This is a genomic window from Phormidium sp. FACHB-1136 (assembly GCF_014697375.1).
Classification (GTDB): Bacteria; Cyanobacteriota; Cyanobacteriia; order Phormidesmidales; family Phormidesmidaceae; genus Nodosilinea.
On sequence record NZ_JACJRS010000002.1, the window covers coordinates 1 to 23,295 of the forward strand.

Annotated in this window: 23 protein-coding genes and 1 pseudogene; 23 read left to right on the forward strand and 1 reads right to left on the reverse strand. The window is 43.9% G+C overall.

Annotation, left to right across the window (positions count from 1 at the left end):
- Positions 1-692: 692 nt before the first annotated feature.
- From H6G62_RS01000 to H6G62_RS01060, 13 genes are all read left to right on the forward strand, one after another.
- Complete coding sequence (locus tag H6G62_RS01000) at positions 693-1,571, forward strand: TIM barrel protein (RefSeq protein ID WP_190492250.1); 879 nt, start codon at positions 693-695, stop codon at positions 1,569-1,571.
- Between the two features lie 36 nt (positions 1,572-1,607).
- Positions 1,608-2,333 carry an SDR family oxidoreductase gene (locus H6G62_RS01005; RefSeq protein ID WP_199324651.1) on the forward strand — a complete coding sequence of 242 codons (726 nt, stop codon included), beginning with the start codon at positions 1,608-1,610 and terminating at the stop codon, positions 2,331-2,333.
- A 9-nt stretch (positions 2,334-2,342) separates the two neighbouring features.
- Entirely contained in the window at positions 2,343-3,236 is an 894-nt protein-coding gene (locus H6G62_RS01010) for an SDR family oxidoreductase (RefSeq protein ID WP_199324652.1), read from the forward strand.
- Positions 3,230-5,059, forward strand: a complete 1,830-nt coding sequence (locus H6G62_RS01015; protein ID WP_190492252.1) for an LIC12162 family protein — start codon at positions 3,230-3,232, stop codon at positions 5,057-5,059. Before H6G62_RS01010 ends, H6G62_RS01015 begins: the two co-directional genes overlap by 7 nt.
- 79 nt (positions 5,060-5,138) lie before the next feature.
- Positions 5,139-6,122, forward strand: coding sequence for a phosphoglycerate dehydrogenase (locus H6G62_RS01020; RefSeq protein ID WP_190492253.1), 984 nt, complete (start codon positions 5,139-5,141; stop codon positions 6,120-6,122).
- A 12-nt stretch (positions 6,123-6,134) separates the two neighbouring features.
- Complete coding sequence (locus H6G62_RS01025; RefSeq protein ID WP_190492254.1) at positions 6,135-7,004, forward strand: NAD(P)-dependent oxidoreductase; 870 nt, start codon at positions 6,135-6,137, stop codon at positions 7,002-7,004.
- A gap of 49 nt (positions 7,005-7,053) precedes the next feature.
- Entirely contained in the window at positions 7,054-7,896 is an 843-nt protein-coding gene (locus H6G62_RS01030) for an FkbM family methyltransferase (RefSeq protein WP_190492255.1), read from the forward strand.
- Entirely contained in the window at positions 7,893-8,537 is a 645-nt protein-coding gene (locus H6G62_RS01035) for an HAD hydrolase-like protein (RefSeq protein WP_190492256.1), read from the forward strand. Before H6G62_RS01030 ends, H6G62_RS01035 begins: the two co-directional genes overlap by 4 nt.
- Before the next feature lie 68 nt (positions 8,538-8,605).
- A complete protein-coding gene (locus tag H6G62_RS01040; RefSeq protein WP_199324653.1) occupies positions 8,606-9,310 on the forward strand; it encodes an aldolase/citrate lyase family protein in 705 nt (234 codons plus the stop codon).
- A gap of 10 nt (positions 9,311-9,320) precedes the next feature.
- Positions 9,321-10,073: an FkbM family methyltransferase gene (locus H6G62_RS01045; protein WP_190492257.1), complete on the forward strand. Its 753-nt coding sequence runs from the start codon at positions 9,321-9,323 to the stop codon at positions 10,071-10,073.
- Between the two features lie 4 nt (positions 10,074-10,077).
- Entirely contained in the window at positions 10,078-10,509 is a 432-nt protein-coding gene (locus H6G62_RS01050; protein WP_190492258.1) for a hypothetical protein, read from the forward strand.
- Between the two features lie 17 nt (positions 10,510-10,526).
- Positions 10,527-11,057, forward strand: a complete 531-nt coding sequence (locus tag H6G62_RS01055) for a class I SAM-dependent methyltransferase (protein ID WP_244982425.1) — start codon at positions 10,527-10,529, stop codon at positions 11,055-11,057.
- A gap of 39 nt (positions 11,058-11,096) precedes the next feature.
- A complete protein-coding gene (locus H6G62_RS01060; protein WP_190492259.1) occupies positions 11,097-11,840 on the forward strand; it encodes a 3-deoxy-manno-octulosonate cytidylyltransferase in 744 nt (247 codons plus the stop codon).
- Between the two features lie 573 nt (positions 11,841-12,413).
- Here H6G62_RS01060 and H6G62_RS01065 read toward each other — a convergent pair.
- Positions 12,414-13,298, reverse strand: a pseudogene (locus H6G62_RS01065) (IS4 family transposase); the annotation flags it as partial.
- Between the two features lie 196 nt (positions 13,299-13,494).
- Here H6G62_RS01065 and H6G62_RS01070 point away from each other — a divergent pair.
- The 10 genes from H6G62_RS01070 to H6G62_RS01115 all read left to right on the forward strand — a co-directional run bounded on the left by H6G62_RS01070 (position 13,495) and on the right by H6G62_RS01115 (position 23,180).
- Positions 13,495-15,210 (forward strand): hypothetical protein, encoded by a 1,716-nt coding sequence (locus tag H6G62_RS01070; protein WP_190492260.1) that lies wholly within the window; start codon positions 13,495-13,497, stop codon positions 15,208-15,210.
- 12 nt (positions 15,211-15,222) lie between these two features.
- Positions 15,223-16,122, forward strand: a complete 900-nt coding sequence (locus H6G62_RS01075; protein WP_190492261.1) for a class I SAM-dependent methyltransferase — start codon at positions 15,223-15,225, stop codon at positions 16,120-16,122.
- Between the two features lie 6 nt (positions 16,123-16,128).
- Entirely contained in the window at positions 16,129-17,241 is a 1,113-nt protein-coding gene (gene rfbG, locus H6G62_RS01080; RefSeq protein ID WP_190492262.1) for a CDP-glucose 4,6-dehydratase, read from the forward strand.
- Positions 17,242-17,275: 34 nt separating this feature from the next.
- Complete coding sequence (locus H6G62_RS01085; RefSeq protein WP_190492263.1) at positions 17,276-17,716, forward strand: dTDP-4-dehydrorhamnose 3,5-epimerase family protein; 441 nt, start codon at positions 17,276-17,278, stop codon at positions 17,714-17,716.
- Positions 17,713-18,477, forward strand: a complete 765-nt coding sequence (gene rfbF, locus H6G62_RS01090) for a glucose-1-phosphate cytidylyltransferase (protein ID WP_190492264.1) — start codon at positions 17,713-17,715, stop codon at positions 18,475-18,477. Before H6G62_RS01085 ends, rfbF begins: the two co-directional genes overlap by 4 nt.
- A 1-nt stretch (position 18,478) precedes the next feature.
- Positions 18,479-19,606 (forward strand): DegT/DnrJ/EryC1/StrS family aminotransferase, encoded by a 1,128-nt coding sequence (locus H6G62_RS01095; RefSeq protein ID WP_190492265.1) that lies wholly within the window; start codon positions 18,479-18,481, stop codon positions 19,604-19,606.
- A 40-nt stretch (positions 19,607-19,646) separates the two neighbouring features.
- Positions 19,647-20,630, forward strand: coding sequence for a glycosyltransferase family 2 protein (locus H6G62_RS01100; RefSeq protein ID WP_190492266.1), 984 nt, complete (start codon positions 19,647-19,649; stop codon positions 20,628-20,630).
- Between the two features lie 628 nt (positions 20,631-21,258).
- Positions 21,259-22,018, forward strand: a protein-coding gene (locus H6G62_RS01105; RefSeq protein WP_199324663.1) for an IS1 family transposase whose coding sequence is annotated in 2 segments (ribosomal slippage) — positions 21,259-21,438 and positions 21,440-22,018 — 759 coding nt in all. Because the reading frame shifts where the segments join, the coding sequence is not laid out codon by codon here.
- Positions 22,019-22,144: 126 nt separating this feature from the next.
- Positions 22,145-22,864 (forward strand): FkbM family methyltransferase, encoded by a 720-nt coding sequence (locus H6G62_RS01110; protein ID WP_190492267.1) that lies wholly within the window; start codon positions 22,145-22,147, stop codon positions 22,862-22,864.
- A 106-nt stretch (positions 22,865-22,970) separates the two neighbouring features.
- Positions 22,971-23,180 carry a hypothetical protein gene (locus tag H6G62_RS01115; protein WP_190492268.1) on the forward strand — a complete coding sequence of 70 codons (210 nt, stop codon included), beginning with the start codon at positions 22,971-22,973 and terminating at the stop codon, positions 23,178-23,180.
- The last annotated feature ends 115 nt before the right edge of the window (positions 23,181-23,295 follow it).

The following is a 23,295-nucleotide window of genomic DNA, read 5'->3' on the forward strand; positions in this document are numbered from 1 at the left end:
CTCTACTTTTGCCTAAATTCATCGCCGCTAAGCTTAACCCCTTGCCCCCTCAGGTCTCCCAAAGCTTAGTAACTTAGTACCCCTGTCCAGAACTTATGACTGTCCAGTTGATATACAGAGAAATGCTTTTGTCCTTGACGCTGGATGTGGTCGTGGAGAATTTCTGAAAGGGTTTATTGAATGTGGTTTACAGGCGTATGCAGTAGATCAGTCATCTGTTGCGCTCAGATATTTACCAGATGCTAGATTAAAGGTTTCTAATATTGAAACTGGCGGAATTCCTTATCCTGACAACTATTTTGATGTTGTTTATTCAAAATCTGTTATTGAGCATTTTCACTATCCAGAAAGATTTGTAAGGGAAATCTATCGAGTGTTGAAGCCTGGGGGCTTAGTGATAACGATGTGCCCCGCCTGGGAATATAACTATCGAATCTATTTTGAAGACTATACCCACCGTACCCCCTTCATGCTGGGATCCCTACGAGACATTTTACTCATTCATGGGTTTGAAAATATCCAGGTTGAATTTTTTAGACAGTTGCCCATCCTTTGGTCGGGGTGGGGGAGATGGTTAGTTCCACTGGCTAAGCTAACGCGAGTGTTAACACCAACCCAACTGAGTAGGCGCAGTAAATGGGTTAGATTTTCTAAGGAGGTTATGTTATTGTCAAGTGCACGGAAGCCCGATAATGAGCCCTAGAAACCTACTGGATCAAGTTTCTAAAATTGGCTTTATTCAGGGTCGTCTCTGCAACCAAGTAGATGGTCAGATCCAGGCTTTTCCCTGGCAAGATTGGGAAACTGAATTTCCTGTTGCAAATGCTCTTTCTATCTCCTTGATGGAGTGGACATTAGATCAGGATCGACTCTACGAAAATCCCTTGATGACCGCTACTGGTCAAGATCAAATTCGTCAACTTTGTGACCAGTATGGTTTAGCAATTCCTTCCCTTACTGGTGATTGCTTTATGCAAGCTCCTTTTTGGAAGGCTGTTGGCTCGGATCGAGTTAAGCTTCAAGAGGATTTCCAAGCCATTTGTCGTGCTTGTACAATAGTCGGCATTCAGATGGTTGTGGTGCCTTTGGTTGACAATGGCCGATTGGAAACATCTGAGCAGGAAGATATCCTGGTTGAATATTTACTCAGTCAACAGTCTAATTTAGCTAACCTGGGAGTCTCTATCCTGTTTGAATCAGATTTCTCTCCCACTGAATTATCCCGTTTCATCAATCAGTTGCCATCTAAACAATTTGGCGTTAACTATGATATTGGTAATAGCGCTGCCCTAGGATTGGATCCCCGAGAAGAATTTTCGGCCTATGGTCATCGAGTCATGAATGTCCATGTCAAAGACCGGGTTTTAGGGGGAACAACCGTACCCTTGGGTGCGGGGAATGCTGACTTTGAGACTGTCTTCGAGTCGCTGGCTCATTTGAATTATTCAGGCAATTTTATTCTGCAAACAGCCCGCGCTACGGATGGGGATCATGCCGGGGTACTGGCTCGGTATCGAGATTTGACCCAAGCCTGGATAGTGGGCTACGGCCTGGCAGGTGCCAGTAAATAGACCAGGATGGAACTGAATCTTACCGGTAAGACAGCCTTGGTCACTGGTGCTAGCCGTGGCATTGGCTTGGCCATCGCCACGGCCTTGCATCGAGAAGGCTGTAGTGTTGCCCTCAACGCTCGACAGCTAAACCCTCTTTATCAGGCATGTAGTCAGTTGCCTGGCTCCCTCCCCATTGTCGGAGATGTATCCTGTTTTCCCGAAGCCCAGAAAGTTGTAGCAGAGGTGATCGCAGCATGGGGGCGTCTAGATATTTTGATCTGTAATGTGGGTAGTGGTCAATCCGTTTCCCCTGGTACCGAAACTCCTGACGAGTGGCAACGAGTATTTGCCCTCAACCTCTGGAGTGCCACTAACATGGTGTCCGCTGCAACGGAAGCTCTAGTTCTGACCCAGGGAAGCATTGTTTGTATTTCCTCCATCTGTGGCCTAGAGGTCATCCCCGGTGCTCCAGTCACCTACTCCGCTGCTAAAGCGGCATTAAATGCCTATGTCCGAGGCATTGCCCGTCCCTTAGGTCAGAAAGGAGTACGCATTAATGCCATTGCACCGGGTAATATCCTGTGTGATGGCTCGGTCTGGGCTCGAAGGCTTCAGGAAGATGCGGCAGCGGTAACAAGCATGCTGAATCGGGATGTGGCTCTGAGGCGATTGGGAACCCCGGAGGAGATTGCTAATTTGGTGTGTTACTTAGCCTCTCCCTACGCTGGCTTTGCCAGCGGTGCCCTATGGACTCTCGATGGCGGTCAGGTGCGCCATTAGCCCTGTAATTTGGGCAAACCCGGTGTTGGCCCCCAAATCAATCAACATTTTTGCAACCCAATAATTTTTATGGTAACTCATCGATTTGACCTGACCCATAAATCCGCGCTGATCACCGGGGCCGCTGGCTTATTGGGGGTTGAACATGCCGCTGCCCTTCTGGAGTGTGATGCCACGGTAATCTTGACAGACATCTCGTGGGAAGCTTTGGACGGGGCCAAGCGCTACCTCAGTCAATGCTTTCCGGATGGACAGGTTCACACCTTGGTCATGGATGTGTCACGTTTAGCTTCAGTGCAAGCGACTCAAGCCCAGTTATCCCAGTTAGGAATAGGGGTCGATATACTGGTGAATAACGCGGCTATAGACCCTAAGGTAATGGGTGATCAGGGGATGGTAGAAACCTCGCGTCTGGAAAACTTTCCTCGAGATCAATGGGATTTGCAAATTGCGGTGGGTTTAACAGGCGCGTTTCATTGCAGTCAGGTGTTTGGTGCGGAAATGGCCTGGCGTGGTCAGGGTGGGGTGATTCTCAACATTGCTTCTGACCTTTCTGTTCTTGCTCCCGACCAGCGACTCTACTGCAAAGAGGGACTAGCCGCCGATCAGCAAGCGGTAAAGCCCGTGACCTACTCAGTTATCAAGGCAGGTTTAGTGGGACTGACTCGTTATCTGGCTACCTATTGGTGCGATCAAGGTGTGCGCTGTAATGCTCTTTCACCAGGAGGGGTATTTAACCAACAGAGTGAAGAGTTTGTGAAGCGATTAAGCGGTTTGATCCCCCTGGGACGTATGGCTACTCGTGAGGAATATCGGGCGGCAGTACAGTTCCTGTGTTCGGATGCATCCCGATACATGACGGGACAGAATATTGTGCTCGATGGGGGGAGGGGTGTATGGTAAAGCGCCAATTGGTTACTACCGCATTAGAAGCAACCTGGGCTACCGATGGTCAGCCCATTCTCTTCCTTGGCGAGTGGTGTAAACTGTTTGACCGTAGGCATGTTTGGGAAAGTCTAAATCATGTTGTAGCTCCCTACCATTGGGATGATCGCAGCAAACTCTTCCAGGATTACACCACCCTCCAGGTAGTTTATGAAGAAGCCCTAAAAGCCCTTAGCCAGCAACTCAATCAACAGCATGGGGTTAATTACTCTCTTCGTTACTGGCGAATATTAATAGGGCCATGGTTGGGTTACTTTATTCAGATGGTGTTTGATCGCTGGTTCATGATCAAGACTGTTCTTGACACTGAGGAAATCTCAAATATCCAGATTCTTAAACGTCAACTAGGGCAAGGTGTACCAAATGATATGAACGATTTTATTGCTTTGTTTGTTGATGATCATTGGAATGAAATGATCTACGGACAAATTCTCCAGTTCATGACTGTGCCTGTAACAGTCATTGAAGCACCTCAAGCCTATGAGCAGTCGGATTACAATAGTCAAAGGAAAGCTATAAAACTTAGCCATTACTTAAAAAAGTCTGTTGTCTCAATTGCATATCTATTATCTAGTGTTCTGACTCGCTCAGACGACTATTTCTTTATCACCTCCTATCTCACACGCCAGCAAGATCTTTTACTACAGCTCAAGTTAGGACAAATACCTAAGATCTGGCGTTCCTCTGCTTTGCCCAGGTTTGATTACTGTAAAGCTCAGCGAAACTGGTTGTTAGATCTACCTAAAAACCGACTTCGTGCTGATTGGCATCCATTCTGTCAGCTAATCAGTTTGCTTGTGCCTCAGAATATTCCAACGTCTTATCTGGAGGGCTATAGGGACTTAGCTCAGAAGAGCAGTGAACTCCATTGGCCTCACCGCCCAAAAGCAATCTTCACGAGTAATAGCTATAGTTCTGACGATCTATTCAAGATTTGGGCAGCTGAAAAGGTCGACAGAGGTATCCCTTTAATCGTAGGTCAACATGGTGGTAACTATGGTATGGCACTTTGGAGCTTTCATGAAAGTCATGAAATTGATATATCTGATCAATATTTGACTTGGGGTTGGACTGAGCCACGGCAAAACAAACTTATCCCTATCGGAAACTTAAAAGGGTTTGGCTCCACTGTTATCAAGCCCAATAAATCGGGTAAGGCTTTATTAGTAGAGATGGTTGTGCCTCGTTATAGCTATCACATGTATAGTGTTCCGGTGTCTGCAGGACAGTGGCAAGCGTACTTTAATGATCAGGTGAGATTTGTGAAAACGCTGCCTGATGTTTTACGTAAAAGCTTACTAGTTCGATTGTTTAGCCATGACTGGAAAGCAGGGCAAGTTTCTCGCTGGCAGAAACAGTTTCCAGGCATCGAACTGGATTTCGGGACTCGACCGCTGAAGGAGTTGTTGTGGCAAACCCGTCTTTACATTAGTACCTACAACGCTACTACCTACCTTGAATCCTTATGTCTCAACTTTCCTACTCTGATCTGCTGGAATCCTTTACATTGGGAATTACGAGATGGGGTACGCCCCTACTTTGACCTACTCAAAGAGGTTGGCATATTTCATGAAACGCCAGAAAGCGCCGCCCAACAAATGGCGAAAATTTGGGACAATATTGACGATTGGTGGTTGGATCCTGAAACCCAAAACGCTAGGGAGGTTTTTTGTCATCGCTATGCCCGCATACCTCCTAATCCCCTGGACACCCTGGCCCAACTCTTTCGGAGCATCGCTGAAAAACATAGTGACCCAGTTGAGTCAACCCGAGACTGCTAAACTTGTGGGCTGTGTTAGCCGTTACTATGCCTAAAGTAGCCTGAACACTTCTTTTGCAGATCAGTTTAAAAGATGACTTATGCCTAAAGTACTGATTACCACCATTCCATTTGCTGAACGGAACACCTTCCCCTTGGAAATGTTGCAATCCAATGATATCGACTATGTGATTAACCCCCTCGGCAAGAAACTCACTGAAACCGAGTTAGCTGAGATGATCGGTGACTTCGATGCCTTGGTAGCCGGTACCGAGCCGATTACCGATTACGTCCTGTCCTGTGCTCCCCGGTTAAAGCATATTTCCCGAGTAGGGATTGGCCTCGACAGTGTGGATCTGTTAGCTGCTGAGCAACGGGGTATCAAGGTCTCCTACACCCCCGATGCCCCAGCTCCTGCAGTGGCAGAGCTTACCCTGGGGTTAATGCTATCTCTGCTCCGTTCCGTCCATGTGGCCAATACCCAAATGCACCAGGGCCAATGGAAACGTCACTTTGGTCGGCGTCTGGCGGAAATTACCGTTGGCATCATTGGTGTCGGTCGCATTGGTACGCGGGTTCTACGCCGCATGCGTGGGTTTGGAACCCCCCGCATTTTGGTCAATGATATTCTGCCCAATTTAGAACTCAACCGTGAATTTAAGTTAGAGTGGGCCGCAAAAGAGGATATCTACCGTCAAGCAGACCTAATTAGTCTGCACGTCCCCCTCACCCCTCAAACCCACAACATGATTCGTAAAGAGCATCTGCTGTCGATGAAAGCCGATGCCCTGATCGTCAATACATCCCGTGGTGGGATAATCAACGAACAAGATCTGCTAGAGGTTCTCCAATCGGGTCACCTGGGAGGAGCAGCTATTGATGTGTTTGATCAAGAGCCCTACCAGGGAGACTTGACCAAGATCGAACGCTGCCTACTGACCAGCCATATGGGCTCGATGTCAGTGGATTGTCGAACCCGCATGGAAATCGAAGCCACGGAGGAAGCGGTTCGCTTCTTAACGGGTCATCCGCTCAATAGTTTAGTGCCGGAGACGGAGTACAACATACAACGCCGAAAACGCTAGGAGTTAGCCATCATGGTGCAGCAGATTTGCGTAATTGGGGGAGCCGGATTCCTGGGTTCCCATGTCTGTGATCAACTCAGTGCCGCCGGACACCACGTGCGGATTTTTGATCGCATCCCATCCCCCTGGCTACAACCTCATCAGGAGATGGTGGTGGGGGATATTCTTGATCTATCGGCTCTGGAGTCGGCGATCAGCGGTTGCGATGTAGTCTATAATTTTGCAGCCCTAGCGGATCTTAACCAGGCCCTGGACAAGCCTCTCGAAACCATTCGCATTAATATTCTGGGTAATGGTCATGCCCTAGATGCCTGCCACCGTCATAAGGTGAAGCGGTTTATCTATGCCAGCACGGTGTACGTCTACAGTCGGGAGGGCGGCTTTTACCGATGTAGTAAGCAATCTGCAGAGCACTACGTGGAAGAATATCAGCGGGTCTACGGTCTGGATTACACCATCCTTCGTTATGGTTCATTGTATGGTCCACGATCAGACCTGACAAATGGGCTTTATCGTATAATTAAGCAAGCATTAGAGACTGGAGTAGTTCGTTATGAAGGTAGTACCGAGGCGCTTCGTGAGTATATTCATGTAGAAGATGCAGCTCGAGCCAGTGTAGTGGCTCTGGGTAAGGAATTTCGTAATGAGAGCGTAGTACTTACCGGTCAGGAACCAATGCGGGTAATGGACTTATTGAAGATGATAGCAGAGATTTTAGGGCTTAAGAAACCCGTAGAATTTGTTGAATCTCATCAACTGGGACACTATGTACGTACACCTTATGCTTATCAACCTAAGCTAGGACGTAAATACATACCACCACTCCATGTGGATCTAGGTCAGGGGTTAATTCAGTTAATTCAAGAGATTAGTTCCGATTGATGAAAAACATTTAAGAGTATCTAATTACAACTATAAAGGGAGTTAAGTAATGCCAAACAGCCTGAAAAACCTAGTAAAATCAGCTATTAAACAAACAACAAAGATAATAAGTAAAACAAAGGCCGGCAGCTATTTTTTTGACCTAGCCTTAAGTGAGTCCATGAATAGGATCACATCCATTGTATACAATGGGGTAGAGCTTAGTTTTGCCACGCCCAATCAACTAAATAGCTGGCGGATTGATACATTCTCAACAAAGGAACCAGAAACTTTAGAATGGATTGATACTCTTCCCGATAATTGTGTATTGTGGGATGTGGGAGCGAATGTGGGGCTTTATTCTTGTTATGCTTGTGCAAAAAAAAGCTCTACTGTATACGCTTTTGAACCTTCTGTGTTCAATCTCGAGCTATTAGCAAGAAATTTATTTCTGAATAGACTAAGCCAAAAAGTTACTATTGTTCCTTTCCCTTTATGCGATAATCGCTCGATCGCTTCGATGCGGCTAACTAGTACTGAGTGGGGGGGGGCACTTTCTACCTTTGGTAAAGAGTTTGGTTGGGATGGTGGGGTGCTTAAACAAAATTTTGAGTTCCGAACACTAGGTCTGAGTATGGATGAAACAGTTGAACTGTTAAAAATTCCCGTTCCTGACTATATAAAAATGGATGTAGATGGGTTAGAACATTTTATTCTCAAAGGTGGATCCCGAACTTTGAGTCAGATTAAAGGCATTTTGATAGAGGTGAATGATGACTTTTATGAACAAGCGAGTACTTGTAGTAAATTATTGACTGACGCTGGATTGATTTTGAGAGAGAAAAGGCACTCTGAAATGTTTGCTGACTCGGCATTTGGAAATACATACAACCAAATTTGGACTCGACCTTGATTTCCCCTCGACAAATTATAAGCTCTGCTAATCTAGTTTTCTGGGACTTTGATGGCGTGATCAAAGAATCAGTTGACGTCAAAACCAGGGCCTTTGAAGCTTTATTCTTGCCCCATGGTTCGAACATTGCAACGAAAGTGCGTCTACATCATGAAGCCAATGGTGGTGTTTCTCGGTTTGAAAAGATGCCTCTTTACCTCACCTGGGCTGGTATTGAGCCAACTGAGTCAACAGTGAAAGCATGGTGCGATCGCTTTTCAGATATGGTGTTACAAGCTGTAGTGGAGTCGCCATGGGTACCTGGCACTTTGGAATACCTTGAGGAGCATTACCAAAACCAGTATTTTGTACTAGTGACTGCGACTCCCCAGAGTGAAATTGAAATTATTTTGCACCGTCTTGGCATTGGACATTTCTTTAGGAGTGTATTTGGATCACCTATTAGCAAAATTAAGGCGATCGCAATAGTTTTATCTCAACTGCACTTGTCTAGTGAAGACGCTTTGATGATTGGTGATGCCGAATCAGATTTAATAGCGGCAGAAAAAAATCAAATTTCTTTCATATTGCGCCGAACACCAATTAATCATTCATTACAAACACGTTATCGAGGACCACAATTAAGTAACTTGAGTCTATGAACAGACAAATTGCGATACAGCAAATCCGAGAAAAATTGGAGTCCGGAGGTGTGTCGTTAGGAAGTTGGATGCAGATTCCTCACGCCTCGGTTGCTGAGATTATGGGACAAGCAGGTTACGATTGGGTTGCGGTGGATATGGAACATGGTAGTATTTCTATCCATCAGCTGCCTGATTTGTTTCGTTCCTTAGAACTAGGAAACACACTACCACTAGCGCGTATTGCTGAAGGAACCACTAAGGAGTGTAAGCAAGTCCTGGATGCAGGAGCAGGTGGTATTATTGTACCTATGGTTCAAACTGCGGAGCAGTTGTTAGGAGTGCGTAGTGCTTGTCGTTGGCCTCCAGGTGGAACTAGAGGTGTGGGATTTTCCCGTGCTAATCTATTTGGTGAGCATTTTGATACCTATAGAGAAGAAGCTCAAGCTCCTCTTTTGGTGGCGATGATTGAGCACCAGCAGGCTGTTATCAATCTTGATGAGATTTTGGATGTAGATGGGCTAGATGCAATCTTGATTGGACCCTACGATCTGTCAGCGTCGATGGGACTAACAGCCCAGTTTGAACACCCAGATTTTCGAGAAGCGATGGCCCAAATTCTGGAGAAGGCAACTTTAAGCAAAGTACCAGCAGGGGTGCACGTGGTGCACCCCTCAAAATCGGAACTTGAGCAACGCATAAGTGAAGGTTATCGCTTTCTTGCCTATTCTATTGATGGAGTGATGCTATCAGTAATATCGAAACGAGGAAGTAGTTCAAACTCTCATAAGTGAAATGAATGAAATGGAACAAGAAACAAATAACTTTAACTTTGTCCCTATATGTGGTCAGTCTGAGGAACGTAATCGGGAATATCTAGCGAACTTCTCGCCTGATAAATACTGGAAATCACTAGTAGTCAGGAACTCACCGATAATTTTTGATATTGGTGCACATAGGGGTGAATCAGTGCGGTTCTTTAAGGAAATCTTTCCCGATTCGATTGTTTATTCATTTGAACCAGATCCGGATAACTTTTCTGAACTTGAAGCGTTAGTACACTCTTGTTCATGGGGGGGGAAATGTTTACCCATCAAGATGGGTATTAGTGAAAAAGAAGGTAAGCAGCTTTTCTATCGACAGAACATCTCTCATTTGGGCAGTTTAATTCCTATCAACATGCAGTCTCGAGACTCTTTAGGATATGCGGCTAAGGCAGAAAACAAGCCAATCGAGGTTGATATAACAACTGTAGATGCGTTTTGCAATCTTCATAGTATTAGTCGCATTGATATCTTGAAAATTGATGTACAAGGCCATGAAATAGGAGTGCTCACCGGAGCAATTGAAATGTTAGGTCAAACTAGTTGTTGTACAGTTGAGGTCTCATTCTACGACTTTTATGAAAAATCAACTTCTCTTCTTGAGGTTGAACAAATTATGTCGAAAGCTGGACATAAGATTTTCGATATTTCCAAGATCTCCAAAAATCCGAAAAATTTCCGTACAGACTGGGTTGAGTTAGTTTATTGCAACGGTCAATTAAGACAAGGGTAATTTCATGAAAGAAGAAGAAATAAGACCTAAAGCTATATTTGATGAGTATCTCCGATTAGCAATGAAAGATGCCCAAACCTATTTTGATGCAGTAAAAAGACAACAAATTATATGTCCTGCATGCGAAACCCCGGGGGTTCCAGCCTTTGAAAAATCTGGTTTTGTTTATGAACAATGTCCAAACTGCCAGACCCTTTATGTCAGCCCTCGCCCCGTTGCATGCGCTTTCTCACGCTATTATCGTGAGTCTCCATCCTGTCATTACTGGGCAACAACATTTTATAAAGAAACTGCCCAAGCTCGCAAAGAAAAACTTTGGAAGCCAAAGGCACGTCAAATTTACGAAATTATGGCTAAATTCTGTCCCACTCCAAATCTTTCGGTTGTTGATATAGGGGGGGGTACGGACTGTTTGCAGAGGAGATTCGGGAATTAACACTACAAAATCCAATTGTGATTGAGCCTAGTCCACATTTAGCAAGTGTTTGTCGTAACAAAGATATATTAGTAGTAGAAAAATTTTTAGAGGACTTGACGCCAAAGGATTTACCAAATACTCATAAAGTTTTTGTGAGCTTTGAGTTGTTTGAACATCTTCATGATCCTGGTTTCTTCATGAGTTGCTTGTACTCTCTAATGTTGCCAGGTGACATTTTTATTTTCACAACCCTGTCTGGTTTGGGACTTGATATTCAAGTTCTTTGGCAAGAATCTAAATCAGTAACCCCACCCCATCATCTGAACTTTTTTAATCCTTACTCAATAAAACTTCTTTTAAAAAGAACTGGCTTTGACACTATCCAAATTACCACCCCGGGCAAATTGGACATAGATATTTTACGCAACAATGAAGCACTGGTAAAAGATCGTTTTTGGAAAACACTACTAGCCATAAGCAGCGAGAACGAAAAACAGAGTTGGCAGAACTGGATTGCTGAACAAGGTTATAGTTCGCATATGTGGGTAATTTGTCGAAAACCATAAGATACTAATCACAAATCATTTTATTTTGCTCATATCATAATGAAGATTTTAGCTATCATTCCTGCTCGCATGGGGAGCAGTCGATTTCCTGGCAAACCCATGGCCAAAATTCTCAGTAAGCCCATGATCGGTCATGTCTATGAACGGGTAGCGAAGTCTCCATTACTTGACCTTACAGCAGTAGCAACCTGTGACCGGGAAATACACGAGTATGTAGGGTCCATAGGTGGTAAGTCTGTTATGACTGCAAGTACTCATGAACGGGCATCAGATCGCTGTGCTGAGTCCTTATTAAAACTAGAGCAGGAACAAACTACCCGTTATGATATCGTAGTTATGGTGCAGGGGGATGAACCTATGACTCATCCAGACATGATTACGGAAGCAGTGAGCCCCATGCTGAAGGATCCTACTATTCAGGTAACCAATTTACTGGGGGAAATCCGCAGTACGGAGGAGTTTGAAGATCGTAACTGCATCAAGGTAGTTTGTGATCTGAAGGGGTATGCCCTTTATTTCTCCCGAGAACCTATACCTACTCGGAGTAAAGTGAGAGATATACCCATGGGAAAGCAGGTTTGCATTATTCCATTCAGGCGTGACTTTTTGCTTCAATACACCCAGCTACCTCCCACCCCTTTGGAAATAGCAGAATCTGTGGACATGATGCGTGTGCTGGAACATGGATATAAGGTGCAGATGGTGCCAACAAAGCATGATAGTCATGCTGTAGATACCCCCGAAGATTTAGTTATAGTAGAACGGCTGATGCAACCTATATAAAAAATATGCCAGTACCCCTCGCATTTTAAAAGGAACTAGTCTTTCCGATTAAGTATCTATGCTACCTAACCCAATGTCTACAATCCTCATTTGGGATCATCCCGACGCCCCGCCTGTCTCTCTAGCTGCGGGCAAAACCATAATTTTTTGGTGCAGCTATTCTACTCATGATTTAGATTCTGCTGTTTCCATATGCCCTCTCTGCAGCTAAAGCACGTGGTTACTATTACAAAGCCAAGTATCTGTTCGAGATTAATGAGTGTTCAAAGGCGTTAGAAGAATTAGGCATCGGAGTTCGGTTAGACAAATCCTATCAGTCCCTATATTTTTTAGGCAAATTTCCAAAATTATGGCGCTTAGCCCATAACTACAAGGGATTACTCAGCAAATTTTGGTTTATTTTGAACCCACATTCCGCACCCTACAGCGATTTTCATGTAGTTAAACTCCAAAATCAAGATAAGCTATAATAAGGGTAATAAACTAAAATAGAGTAGAAGTGCTGTACTAAATTTCGCTCAAACTCTCACATTTAAGGGTAAAAATCCGGTTGTTACATTGGTAGAAAAAGTTTATACTACAGCCACCTGTTTTACAATCTTTGAAGAATTGTTGAATTCCCCATCGACATCTATAGAGGCATAAAGTTTGTTTGAGATTTGGTAGATTCGTTAAGATATACCAAGGTTCTTTTGGTCCTTTATGACGATATTTTCTCTTCCAATAAACAGCGATATTAAATAACCCTAATTCATCTCCTTTACCACATTTAACTCCCTGATAAAACTTTGACATCCCCGGCTTAAATCCTTGGTTTTTAAGAACTTGATATTCAAGTCCTATTTCTTCTTGAAAATGAAGGTCTTTTTTCTGACGTAAAGCAAAGTAAACTCCTTGCTCATCAAGCCACTTAGCCAGTTTTGCACTATGAAATTCTCTATCTGCCAACACCACAATTCGACATTTTTTCAACAACTTTATTGCTGTCTTTATCAATCTTTTTTGGGTTGATAAGTTACTATTTCCTACATGATTTAATGTTTCCCAATATAGTGGTAAGGCATGAGTACCCCATACCAATGTCACCATAAATATATTCCGTCCTTTCCACTGTGTTCTATCCAGTGCTACCATCCAGTAACCATATTTTTGATATTGTTTTTTATGAAAATAGCGGCGCTGTTCTCGATTCAATTGTTGTGGTGTTAACGATTGTCTAATCCAATATTTTATCAAGGGAAACCATAATAATTTTACGCAGAGTTTATTTATTCCTAAAAATCTTTGTAAATTACGTTTCCTGCTTTCATATTTAATTGGTTGGGGAAACAAACTCGCCAATTTTGACAGTTTTACTTGGCGATAAGCTTGTATCAATAATAACAATATCTCCAGTGTCAAATACTGCTGTTCACTCAAATGCTTTCGGAAAATTTTGTGATATGATTGTGGTAACATTTTGTTGTTTTGGGGCTCCCTTGCCCCTATTTTTTTACCCCCTTATTTTCTCAAATTATTGCCACATCTCATCTTCAACCCCCTTGTCACCCGGTAAGAAAAAATGCGCTTTTTCCTAACTCATGCTCGTTTCCCCAACTTTAATTCCAACTCCTGGAACGGAAGATGGATATATGTTGGCAGAAACTACCTCACAATGAAAACTTGGGAGCAACGTCTAGTTGGAGAGCGTATCTCCTTAAAAGAATTGATTCAAAAAGAGTCCGTCAAACAGCGCCCCCCTATTCTTGACTGGATTGCTAGACAACGAGAAGCTAATGATGATTCTCTCCATTGGTGGATGACTGACTTGGCAGGACGTAACAACATGTCTAGTCGCTTTTTTGATGATATCATCCATATTGCTGCGCTTAAGTCTTGGGTCGATCAAAATTTATCCTATCAGGATGAGATTTTAGTTATATGTGAAGATAGCTATCTGCTTGCAACGATTGAAACTAACTTGAAGCCACTGATCAAAATCCGTTCTCTGCTCGGATGGCAGATAATTTTACTGTTGGAGTCTGGTTATTACATACTTCGAGGATGTGCGACTTTAGCTCGGCAAATCTTATGCTTCTGGAAGCATTATCACGCGGCGCGAGCATCTCGTCCATCTAATCTACAGACTCCTCATGGAGAATTGTATCTGATTCATCAATGCCTTGATGATAAAGCCTTGACTAAAGATGGGCCACTCGCTTGTCGCTATTTTACAGTTTTACCTCAATGGTTAGAGAAACAGGGTAAGCAAGTTTATCGCTTACCTTGGCTCTTCGATATCTCATTACCTTTGAATAAAGTTTATCAAAAACTTCGAGAATCCTCATGTCTTATTCCAGAAGATTGGTTAACCTGGAGAGATTATGTAGTCGCCTTATGGGATGGATACAATACTACTTTGGCTATCAATCATTCTATAGATTATGAAAGTTTGTACATCAAATTATTAGTAGTTCGCGAACGTTTTAAACAGTTAGCAACAGGATTTTCTGTATCTCAGTTCTTTCTTTATAAACCTGTGCTGGGAAACTGGGGAAATGAACTAACAGGCTTGATTTCGATTACCCACTACGAGTCAATGCAACCTGAACGAGTTCAACCTTATTTTTGTCGGACTAACGAAAAATTAAACTCAAAATCCATTGGATATTATCATAGCTTAGTCACTAGAGACTATCTGGCCTATCATAATTTTCCAGGGGAAACTGGATCGTTAGTTTTTCCTGATGTAATAATTACCAGTGGAGATTTAGCTCGTTCGGTTCTAATTGATCAGGGTTTAGATCCAGAGAAAGTACAATCAGGTCCAGCTTTAAGGCAGCAGTTCACTCCACCCGTGAGTGATGACAGCCGTAGGGCTCTAGCTGTTCTACTGTCTTTAGATTTACAAGCAGTAACCGAAACCTTAGATAAACTATCCGACCATCTTGATTGGATTAATAGCAATTTCAAGATTCCTGTCATGATTAAACCGCATCCCATGATGCGGAAAGAAGTCATATTAACTCAAATGAACTGGACTAATTTGCCTCAAGGGTGGCAATGGTGTGATGACGAGATGATAGATGTGTTAAGCAAAGCACGGTGCTGTGTCACTATGGCTACGGCCTCTATTTTTGATGTTTTGCTGTCAGGTTGTATTGCATTGCCTCTAGATCGTGAACTTACCACAGCTTGGAATAGTGCCGATTTTCTAGAGACAGAATTTCCAGTATTAAAGACAGTGCCTAAGGAATATCTGCGCCAGCGATTAGAAGAAATTTTTGTCAGTTCTCGCCAATGGTATGACGAGGAATTTATGAGCATTCGCGAAAAACTTCAAGTTGGGTTAAATCCCGTTTCCGATTCAACCTTAGCTCTTTTTCTGTAAAGAATTCTACCTATGGAAAAGATAATCTACGCCTCACTTTCCCTGGTAAGCCGGATTTTTGGAAAAATATCTAGAATAATTAGTAATGCAGCAAATCAATTTGAACCTCAAGATATTCAGGAGAACTTAGTTCGTGAATCAACCCAATACAATATGGTTACAGCTCCTGATGAACCTTACTACGCAGAGCAATATTGGACATTCATTCGCCCTCATTTAGATCGACTTTCAGGTCAAATTCAAGCTATCGATCTCGGTTGTTGCCAAGGTCGTTTTACCTTGCGTTTAGCTCAGCTTTTTCCTACGGGGCAAGTCATTGCTTGTGATCTTTCTCCAGGCGCTATTTCTACTGCCAAGCAATATTCGCAAGAATCATCAGTTACTAACATTTCCTATAGAGTCCAGACTGTTTCAGAGTGCCTAAAAACTATTGAGCCAAATACCTGCGATGTCATTCTCATGACTGAGGTGACATTTTTTTACCCTGAATGGCAGCTTGACTTGCCCAAGATAGTAGAATCTCTCAAGCCAAGGGGAATTCTAGTTATGTCGTTTAAGAGTAAATATTTTTATGCCCTAATGATCGCCCGTCATCGGGTCTGGGAAAATGTAGATATGCTAATAAATCAAACCCAGGGTCGGATTGGTAGAGGTTCTTCAGTAGAATTTACTTGGCAAACTTCAACGGAAATTCGTGAAATTTTGACTGATAAATTTGGCCTAACTTTGCTCGATCTAGTGGGAATTGGAGTGGTATCAGGTATGGAAGGGCACGACCCCCATGATAATATTGTTCAGCCTTCTTTGTTGAATAATTCAGAAAGAGAAGCATTAATGAAGTTAGAACTTGCGTTGGCTCCCCAAGTCCCTGATGCTGGGCGCTATATTTTAGCTGTTGCCCGTAAACCTTAAATTTGTATGTTAGAAGTCTTCAGCAATAAATTAATTTTAATTACAGGGAATACTGGATTCAAAGGATCCTGGCTGACTGCCTGGCTGCTTCGGCAGGGAGCCAAGGTTATTGGGCTATCGAAAGATATTCCATCCTCCCCCAGTCATTTTGAAGCGGCCAACATGGGAGATCGCATCACCCAAACCTGGGGAAATATTGAAGATTTAGGAACGTGCCAGCAATTAATTCAACAATATCAACCGGATTTCATCTTTCACCTTGCAGCTCAACCTCTAGTTAGGCAGTCTTATCGCGAACCCCACACAACATTTACAACCAATGTTGTTGGAACACTCAATATTCTCGAAGCCCTGAGACTCTCGAACCATTCCTGTACCGCTATCCTGATTACTAGCGATAAGTGCTATGACAACGTTGAACAGGTGTGGGGCTATCGAGAAACTGATCGCCTAGGGGGAAAAGACCCTTATAGTGGTTCTAAAGGGGCATCTGAGCTGGTCATCCGCAGCTATGCTGCATCCTACTTTGGTGCTAGCGGCTCACCTGTTAGGGTCGCAGTGGGACGAGCTGGAAACGTTATTGGCGGCGGCGATTGGGCTAGTGATCGCATTGTCCCAGATACTATGAGAGCTTGGTCTTCCGATCAACCCGTCTTAATCCGCAATCCCCATGCTACCCGTCCTTGGCAGCATGTTCTAGAGCCTCTATCTGGTTATTTAACCCTAGCAGCAAAACTGGCCAATAACTCCCTTCTCAATGGTGAGACTTTTAACTTTGGACCCAGTGCAGAGCAAAACTACACGGTTGCCAATCTGCTGAATTCAATGCAACAGCATTGGACAAATGCAGCTTGGACAGATTGTTCCAACCCAGAATCCCTATATGAAGCTGGATTGCTCAAACTTTGTTGTGATAAAGCTTTACATTATCTGGGATGGAAGCCTATTTTAACGTTTAAAGAAACAGTTGCTTTAACAACACAATGGTATCAAGCATACTACTCCGACAGTCGTGATGTCTGGTCAGTGACCCAAGAACAGATCGCCTGCTACGAAACCTATGCCCAAGAGCGTCAGTCCGTTTGGACGATTTCTTGTGCCTCACCCGCAACGAGTTAGAATTCTTCTATGTGACTTCAATAATCTTTCCACTATGTTAGATGGTGTACTTTTGACTCCGCTTCGCCGCATTTCCTTGGATGCAGGTGATGTTTTGCATGGGATCAAATCCTCGGATCCAGGTTATGTGGCGTTTGGTGAAGCCTATTTTTCCACCATTCATTATGGTGTCATCAAGCCTTGGAAACGCCATAACCGGATGACTCTCAATCTTGTTGTTCCCAGTGGATCTATTCGTTTTGTATTATACGATGATCGCCCAAACTCCTCAACTCAGGGAAAAATTGAATCTACGATTGTTTCTCCCGAAAATTATCAGCGTCTCACTGTTCCTCCGAGGATTTGGATGGCATTTCAAGGTTTGAGTCAAGAACTCAATCTTTTGCTGAACCTCGCCGATCTTGAACACGACCCAGAAGAAATTGATCGGGCTGAACTTAACTTTGTCCCATTTGATTGGACGTTAAACTCATGAAAGTTATTCTTCTCGCTGGCGGTTTTGGCACTAGACTGGCTGAATATACTGAGATTTTGCCTAAACCAATGGTTCCCATCGGTAGCCAGCCTATTCTTTGGCATATCATGCAACTCTTTGCTGACTACGACCATAAAAACTTTTATATCGCCTGCGGTTATAAAGCAGATGTGATTAAGCAGTATTTTCTCAACTATCCTGCTCTCAATGCTGACTTTACCATCAATCTTGGCACAGGAAAGGTGACGACCTTGATGAAAAAAGAAATTGATTGGCAGGTTAGCCTTGTATATACTGGAATCAACAGTATGACTGGGGGACGGATCAAACAACTTCAAGCCCTGATTGGGAACGAAACCTGTTTCCTAAGCTACGGAGATGGTTTAGCCGACATTAATCTAGATGATTTGCTGGCTTACCATCGCAGGCATGGTCGTATGGTTACAGTCACCGCAGTAAGACCCTCGGCTCGTTTTGGCGAATTAGAAATTTCTGATGGTCAAGTCATTTCTTTTCAAGAAAAACCTCAAGTTCGCCAGGGATGGATTAATGGAGGTTTTTTTGTGGTGGAACCTGAATTTTTTGATTTAATTGCAGGGGAGGATACCGTGCTAGAAGCTGAACCCTTAGAGAAAGCAACCGCCTTAGGTGAGCTGATGGCTTATCAGCATGAGGGATTCTGGCAATGTATGGACACTAAGCGTGATCGCGATCTACTAGAAAGCCTCTGGCAAAGCGGCAAAGCGCCTTGGAGTCGATAATATGCTCTCAGAATCACCATCATTGATCAGACTTTCTAAATCTTGCCTCACCGACGCAGAAAAGCAAGCTGTCATGGCAGTTCTAGACCGTGAATTTTTGGGCATGGGTCAGGAAGTCAACCTCTTTGAGCAAGAACTGACTAGCCTGTTTAAGCGGCCCGTTGCCTGCGTAGTCAACGGCACTGCTGCACTGCACCTGGCTCTGCAAGCCTGTGGGATTAGTAGAGGTGATGAGGTTTTAGTTCAATCCTTAACGTACGTTGCTTCTTTCCAGTCCATTACGGCAACGGGAGCAACTCCCATACCTTGCGATATTGACCCCGAAACTTTAACGCTGGACTGGAGAGACGCTGAAAAGCGCATTACATCTCGAACAAAGGCAGTGATGCCTGTTCACTATAGTGGGGGCGTGGGAAAACTGGATGAGATTTATGATTTTGCCAGTCACTACGGGCTTAGAGTAATAGAAGATGCTGCTCATGCCTTTGGAACCAGATATCACGGTCAATTAGTGGGTAGTTTTGGGGATGTCACCTGCTTTAGCTTTGACGGGATTAAAAACCTTACCTCCGGGGAGGGGGGGTGTATTGTCTCTAACGACGAAGAGGTGATGGCTCGTGTGCGTGATGCCCGCTTACTAGGAGTAGAAAAAGATACAGAGAAACGCTTTCAAGGACAACGCAGCTGGGACTTTAATGTTACAGCCCAGGGCTGGCGATATCACATGAGCGACATAATGGCAGCGATCGGGCGAGTACAGTTGCTGCGTTTCCCTGAATTGGCTGAGAAACGTCAAAACCTAGCTCGTTACTACGATAAAAAGTTGACTAGTCTTTCTTTGGTAACTCCCTTAGTCCATAATTATGAGGAAGTGGTACCCCATATTTACCCCATTTGTGTAGCAAATGAAATTTCTAGAGACTCCCTTCGTCAAAATCTGTTAAATTTTGGTATTCAAACAGGGTTACATTATCAACCCAACCATCATTTATCCTTGTTTTCTCCCAGTTCTAACTATGAATTACCAGTTACAGATCAAGTATATCCAACACTAATGACTCTACCATTGCATCCTGACGTATCAACAGAACAAATCGACTTAATTAGCAAGAAATTATCGAGCTACTAAAAAATGCCAGAAGTCAATACTCAACCCTTACGGATGAACCATGAATAAAGATCGGGAAGATTATCCATTAGTAAGCGTTATTATCAATTGCTATAACGGTGAACGCTATTTGAGAGAAGCGATCAACTCTGTATATGCACAGACCTATCCTAACTGGGAAATTATTTTTGTAGACAATGCATCAGTGGATCAAACTGCTGTCATTGCGAACAGTTATGATAATCGACTAAAATATTTCCGTAATCCTTTGACTATTAAACTAGGAGAGTCAAGGAATATTGCATGTAAGTACGCCGAAGGTGAGTTTTTAGCTTTTTTAGATTGTGATGATGTATGGATGCCGAATAAGTTAGAACTACAGATACCACTATTCTTGGAGAACTCAAGTGTTGGGATAGTGATTAGCAATGCAGGCTATATCAAGCAAAGAGACATTCAAGAGGGTAGGGTTGCAATTCTCCCCCAGCAAGCATTAAAGAGTATGTACACCTTTAATGATATTTTGTCAGATTATTTTATTACATTGAGTTCAGCAATAATTCGTGCAGACTCTTTACATGCCTTGGATCACTGGTTTGATGCAACACTTAATATAACTGAAGAAGCCGACTTGTTTCTTCGTTTAGCTGTTGACTGGAAAATGACTTTGGTTAATCAGGTATTATGTTATTATCGACTTCATGATAATAATACCCACAAGACCTACGAGGTTATTCCTTTTCCAGATGAAATACATTATATATTTCTGAAGCTAGATAGTCTGTACCCAGAGTACTCTGAAGAGTATGAGTCACATAAAACCAAGTGGTTAAACATGGGGCATCAAGCTGTTTTACACTTTTATTGGAAAGAGGGTAATATAAGAAGTGCTTACAAAAGTCTTTTTCAGATAAAGCCCTTGACGTTTAAGGCTTATGCAAGACAACTTCTATGGCTATTTTTAATTCCCTTCAAAGGTGGAGGTTTCCATTTGTATTTTATGTTAGCTTCGCTTATGGGGAAGAATGGCCCACCTCTTTTTTGAAAAAATCAAAGCTCACCAATGCTGTAATTCTGATAAAACGCCTTCCGTGTAAGAGGTAAGTTGAGTGTTGGATAAACTTTTACTCTCTTTAAGAGGGTTTAGTTCATTAATGTACTACTAGATCGATAACCACAATAGACCTTGTCGGTAATAAACCGCTCTGGGGAGCATGTCACCTTTACAATAAGCAATTATGCTTAATTGTAGGTAGCGGTGAACCAATCAAGCCATTGAGATAAGCACAGCGATGAGCTAACACCTGTGGAACGTTCTCTCGCTTCCATTGCGCTCCTGATATCTGCACTCGACGCCCAATTTGTTTGATGGCTGACTCAACCGCTCCGGCACTGGACTACTAAAGTGGGATGTCTTTTGAAACCCATGCTATGCAAGGACTTTGGGTAACGAGGAATCAAGAATCATACTTTTAGAAACCAGTGCCCGACAGAAGTGGGTGAAAGGCTTGAAACCTCGTGACCCGAAGGGGAAAAGGTGAGGTGACATGAGACGCTGGAATTGCATATCTCAGAGGCTTTGCCATGTCGGTAGTGCATTAATGCCTGGGACGGAGGAAAATCAGACCACACCACCACGATACCGCAGGGAGGAGCAGCCCATGACCATCGAAATGACCTGTTCAACCTGTGGGTCTCACGACATCTCCAAGAACGGAACCAGCCATCGGGGGAAGCAAAATTACAAGTGTTGGGACTGTGGTCGTCAGTTCGTGGAAAATCCGCAATGGCAACCGAAACCGAAGGAGACGAAGGAACTGGTGAATCGGTTGTTACACGAAAAGATCCCGTTGCTCGGGCATTGCCCGAGCAACGGAGACCTCGGAGAGTTGGGTGCAAGGTCAGGCTAATGCGACCTACGAGGCGGTGCCCCAAGTCGCAGAGGTTGTCCCCAAACCGAAAGGCTCTCTGAAGGTGCAGATGGATGAACTGTGGTCGTTTATGGATCATAAAGGGAACCAGCAATGGGTCTGGCTCGCCATTGATGCCGAGACCCGGGAAGTGATTGGGTGTCACATCGGTAACCGTTCTCGGGCTTCAGCGAAGGCACTCTGGGAATCCCTGCCAGCGGTGTATCGCCAATGCGCCAAAGTCGATACGGGCTTCTGGGAAGCCTATGTCACGGTGATTCCGAGCAAACGTCATGAGGCCGTGGGTAAAGACAGTGGACTGACCAGTTACATCGAGCGCTTGAACAACACCCTGAGGCAGCGAGGCGCACGACTGGTGAGAAAGACCCTGTCGTTCTCCAAGAAGCTCGAGAATCACATCGGGGCCATCTGGTTGTTCATCCATGATTACAATCACAGCCTCCGGGAGAAGTTGGCCAAGCAAGGTCATCCGCTCTTGATAGTCCTATTTCGTACAGGCTAGAGAATAATCAGGCGACCCTAAAGGCCTTACGTCAGTAGCTTGCTGTTTTTTGGCTGTTTTTTCTCTGACCTGTAGATTAATGCACTACCTACAAATATCCCCTGAAAACATTATCTAGAAAGAAAGATGAAAAAAAACATCAAGAAAATAGCTAGAAAATTTAATATTGAGGTTAGTCGTTATCATCCTGCTACATCACCAGCAGCACAGTTAAACAAAGTACTTGAGGTAGCCCATATTAATGTAATTCTTGATATTGGTGCAAATGAAGGGCAATTCGCGAAGGGAGTTCGAGATGATGGCTATCCAGGAAAAATTATTAGCTTTGAACCCTTGTCTACCGCAAGGGAAAAGCTTGTTAAGTTGGCTAGGCAGGATAATAACTGGTTTATCCATAGTCAATGCGCCATTGGTGATCATGATGGTGAGATTGAAATCAACATCGCTGGTAACTCAGTATCATCGTCCGTATTACCAATGCTAAAATCACATTCCAACGCATCCCCTGAATCAGTGTATGTATCTTCTGAGAAAGTACCAATTTCGTGTCTAGATAGCGTAGCAAACCTCTATCTTGAGCCTGATTCAAATTTGTTTATCAAAATCGACACCCAAGGCTATGAGTGGCAAGTCCTGGACGGTGCCAGCGAGACCCTGAAGCGGGCACGGGGTGTCCTCTGCGAGCTGTCGTTAGTGCCTCTTTACGATGGTCAGCACCTTTGGCTCGATATCATTAATCGCCTAGAAGCTGAAGGCTTTATGCTTTGGGCGCTGCAAAAAGGTTTTACTGACCCGCATACAGGGCAGTCTTTGCAAGTGGATGGAATCTTTCTACGGCGTGACTAGCTCGCCCCAGCCTTTGATACCTAAGCACTCGCCCACGGCATCCAATGGGTACTCTCCCAGCTCGAAACCGGGCACCTCGACAAATTAGGCGCTAGCGCGGGCCAGCGTGAACGCCGAAGCCGAGCACAGACGAAAGATGAGTGCCTACGAGCAGAGGAAGAAAGACGACGAGCAAGAGAACGAGAATCTCGACGCGATGATCTTGCAGACAAGGAAAAAGAACGCGCGGTGCGCCGAGATGGAGTCCAAAATCGATGGATTATTCTCCAACTACAACATCAACTTGCCCCAGAGGGAGACACCCGATCAGCCCTAGCGGATTTTGTCGCCTTCTTGCGGGAGTATAGGGATTAATCCCAAGTCCGGGTTAGAAACCCCCGATTCCTAGCCCGACAAATGCTGTAGGGGTCAGGAGACCTGATCCTTTGACG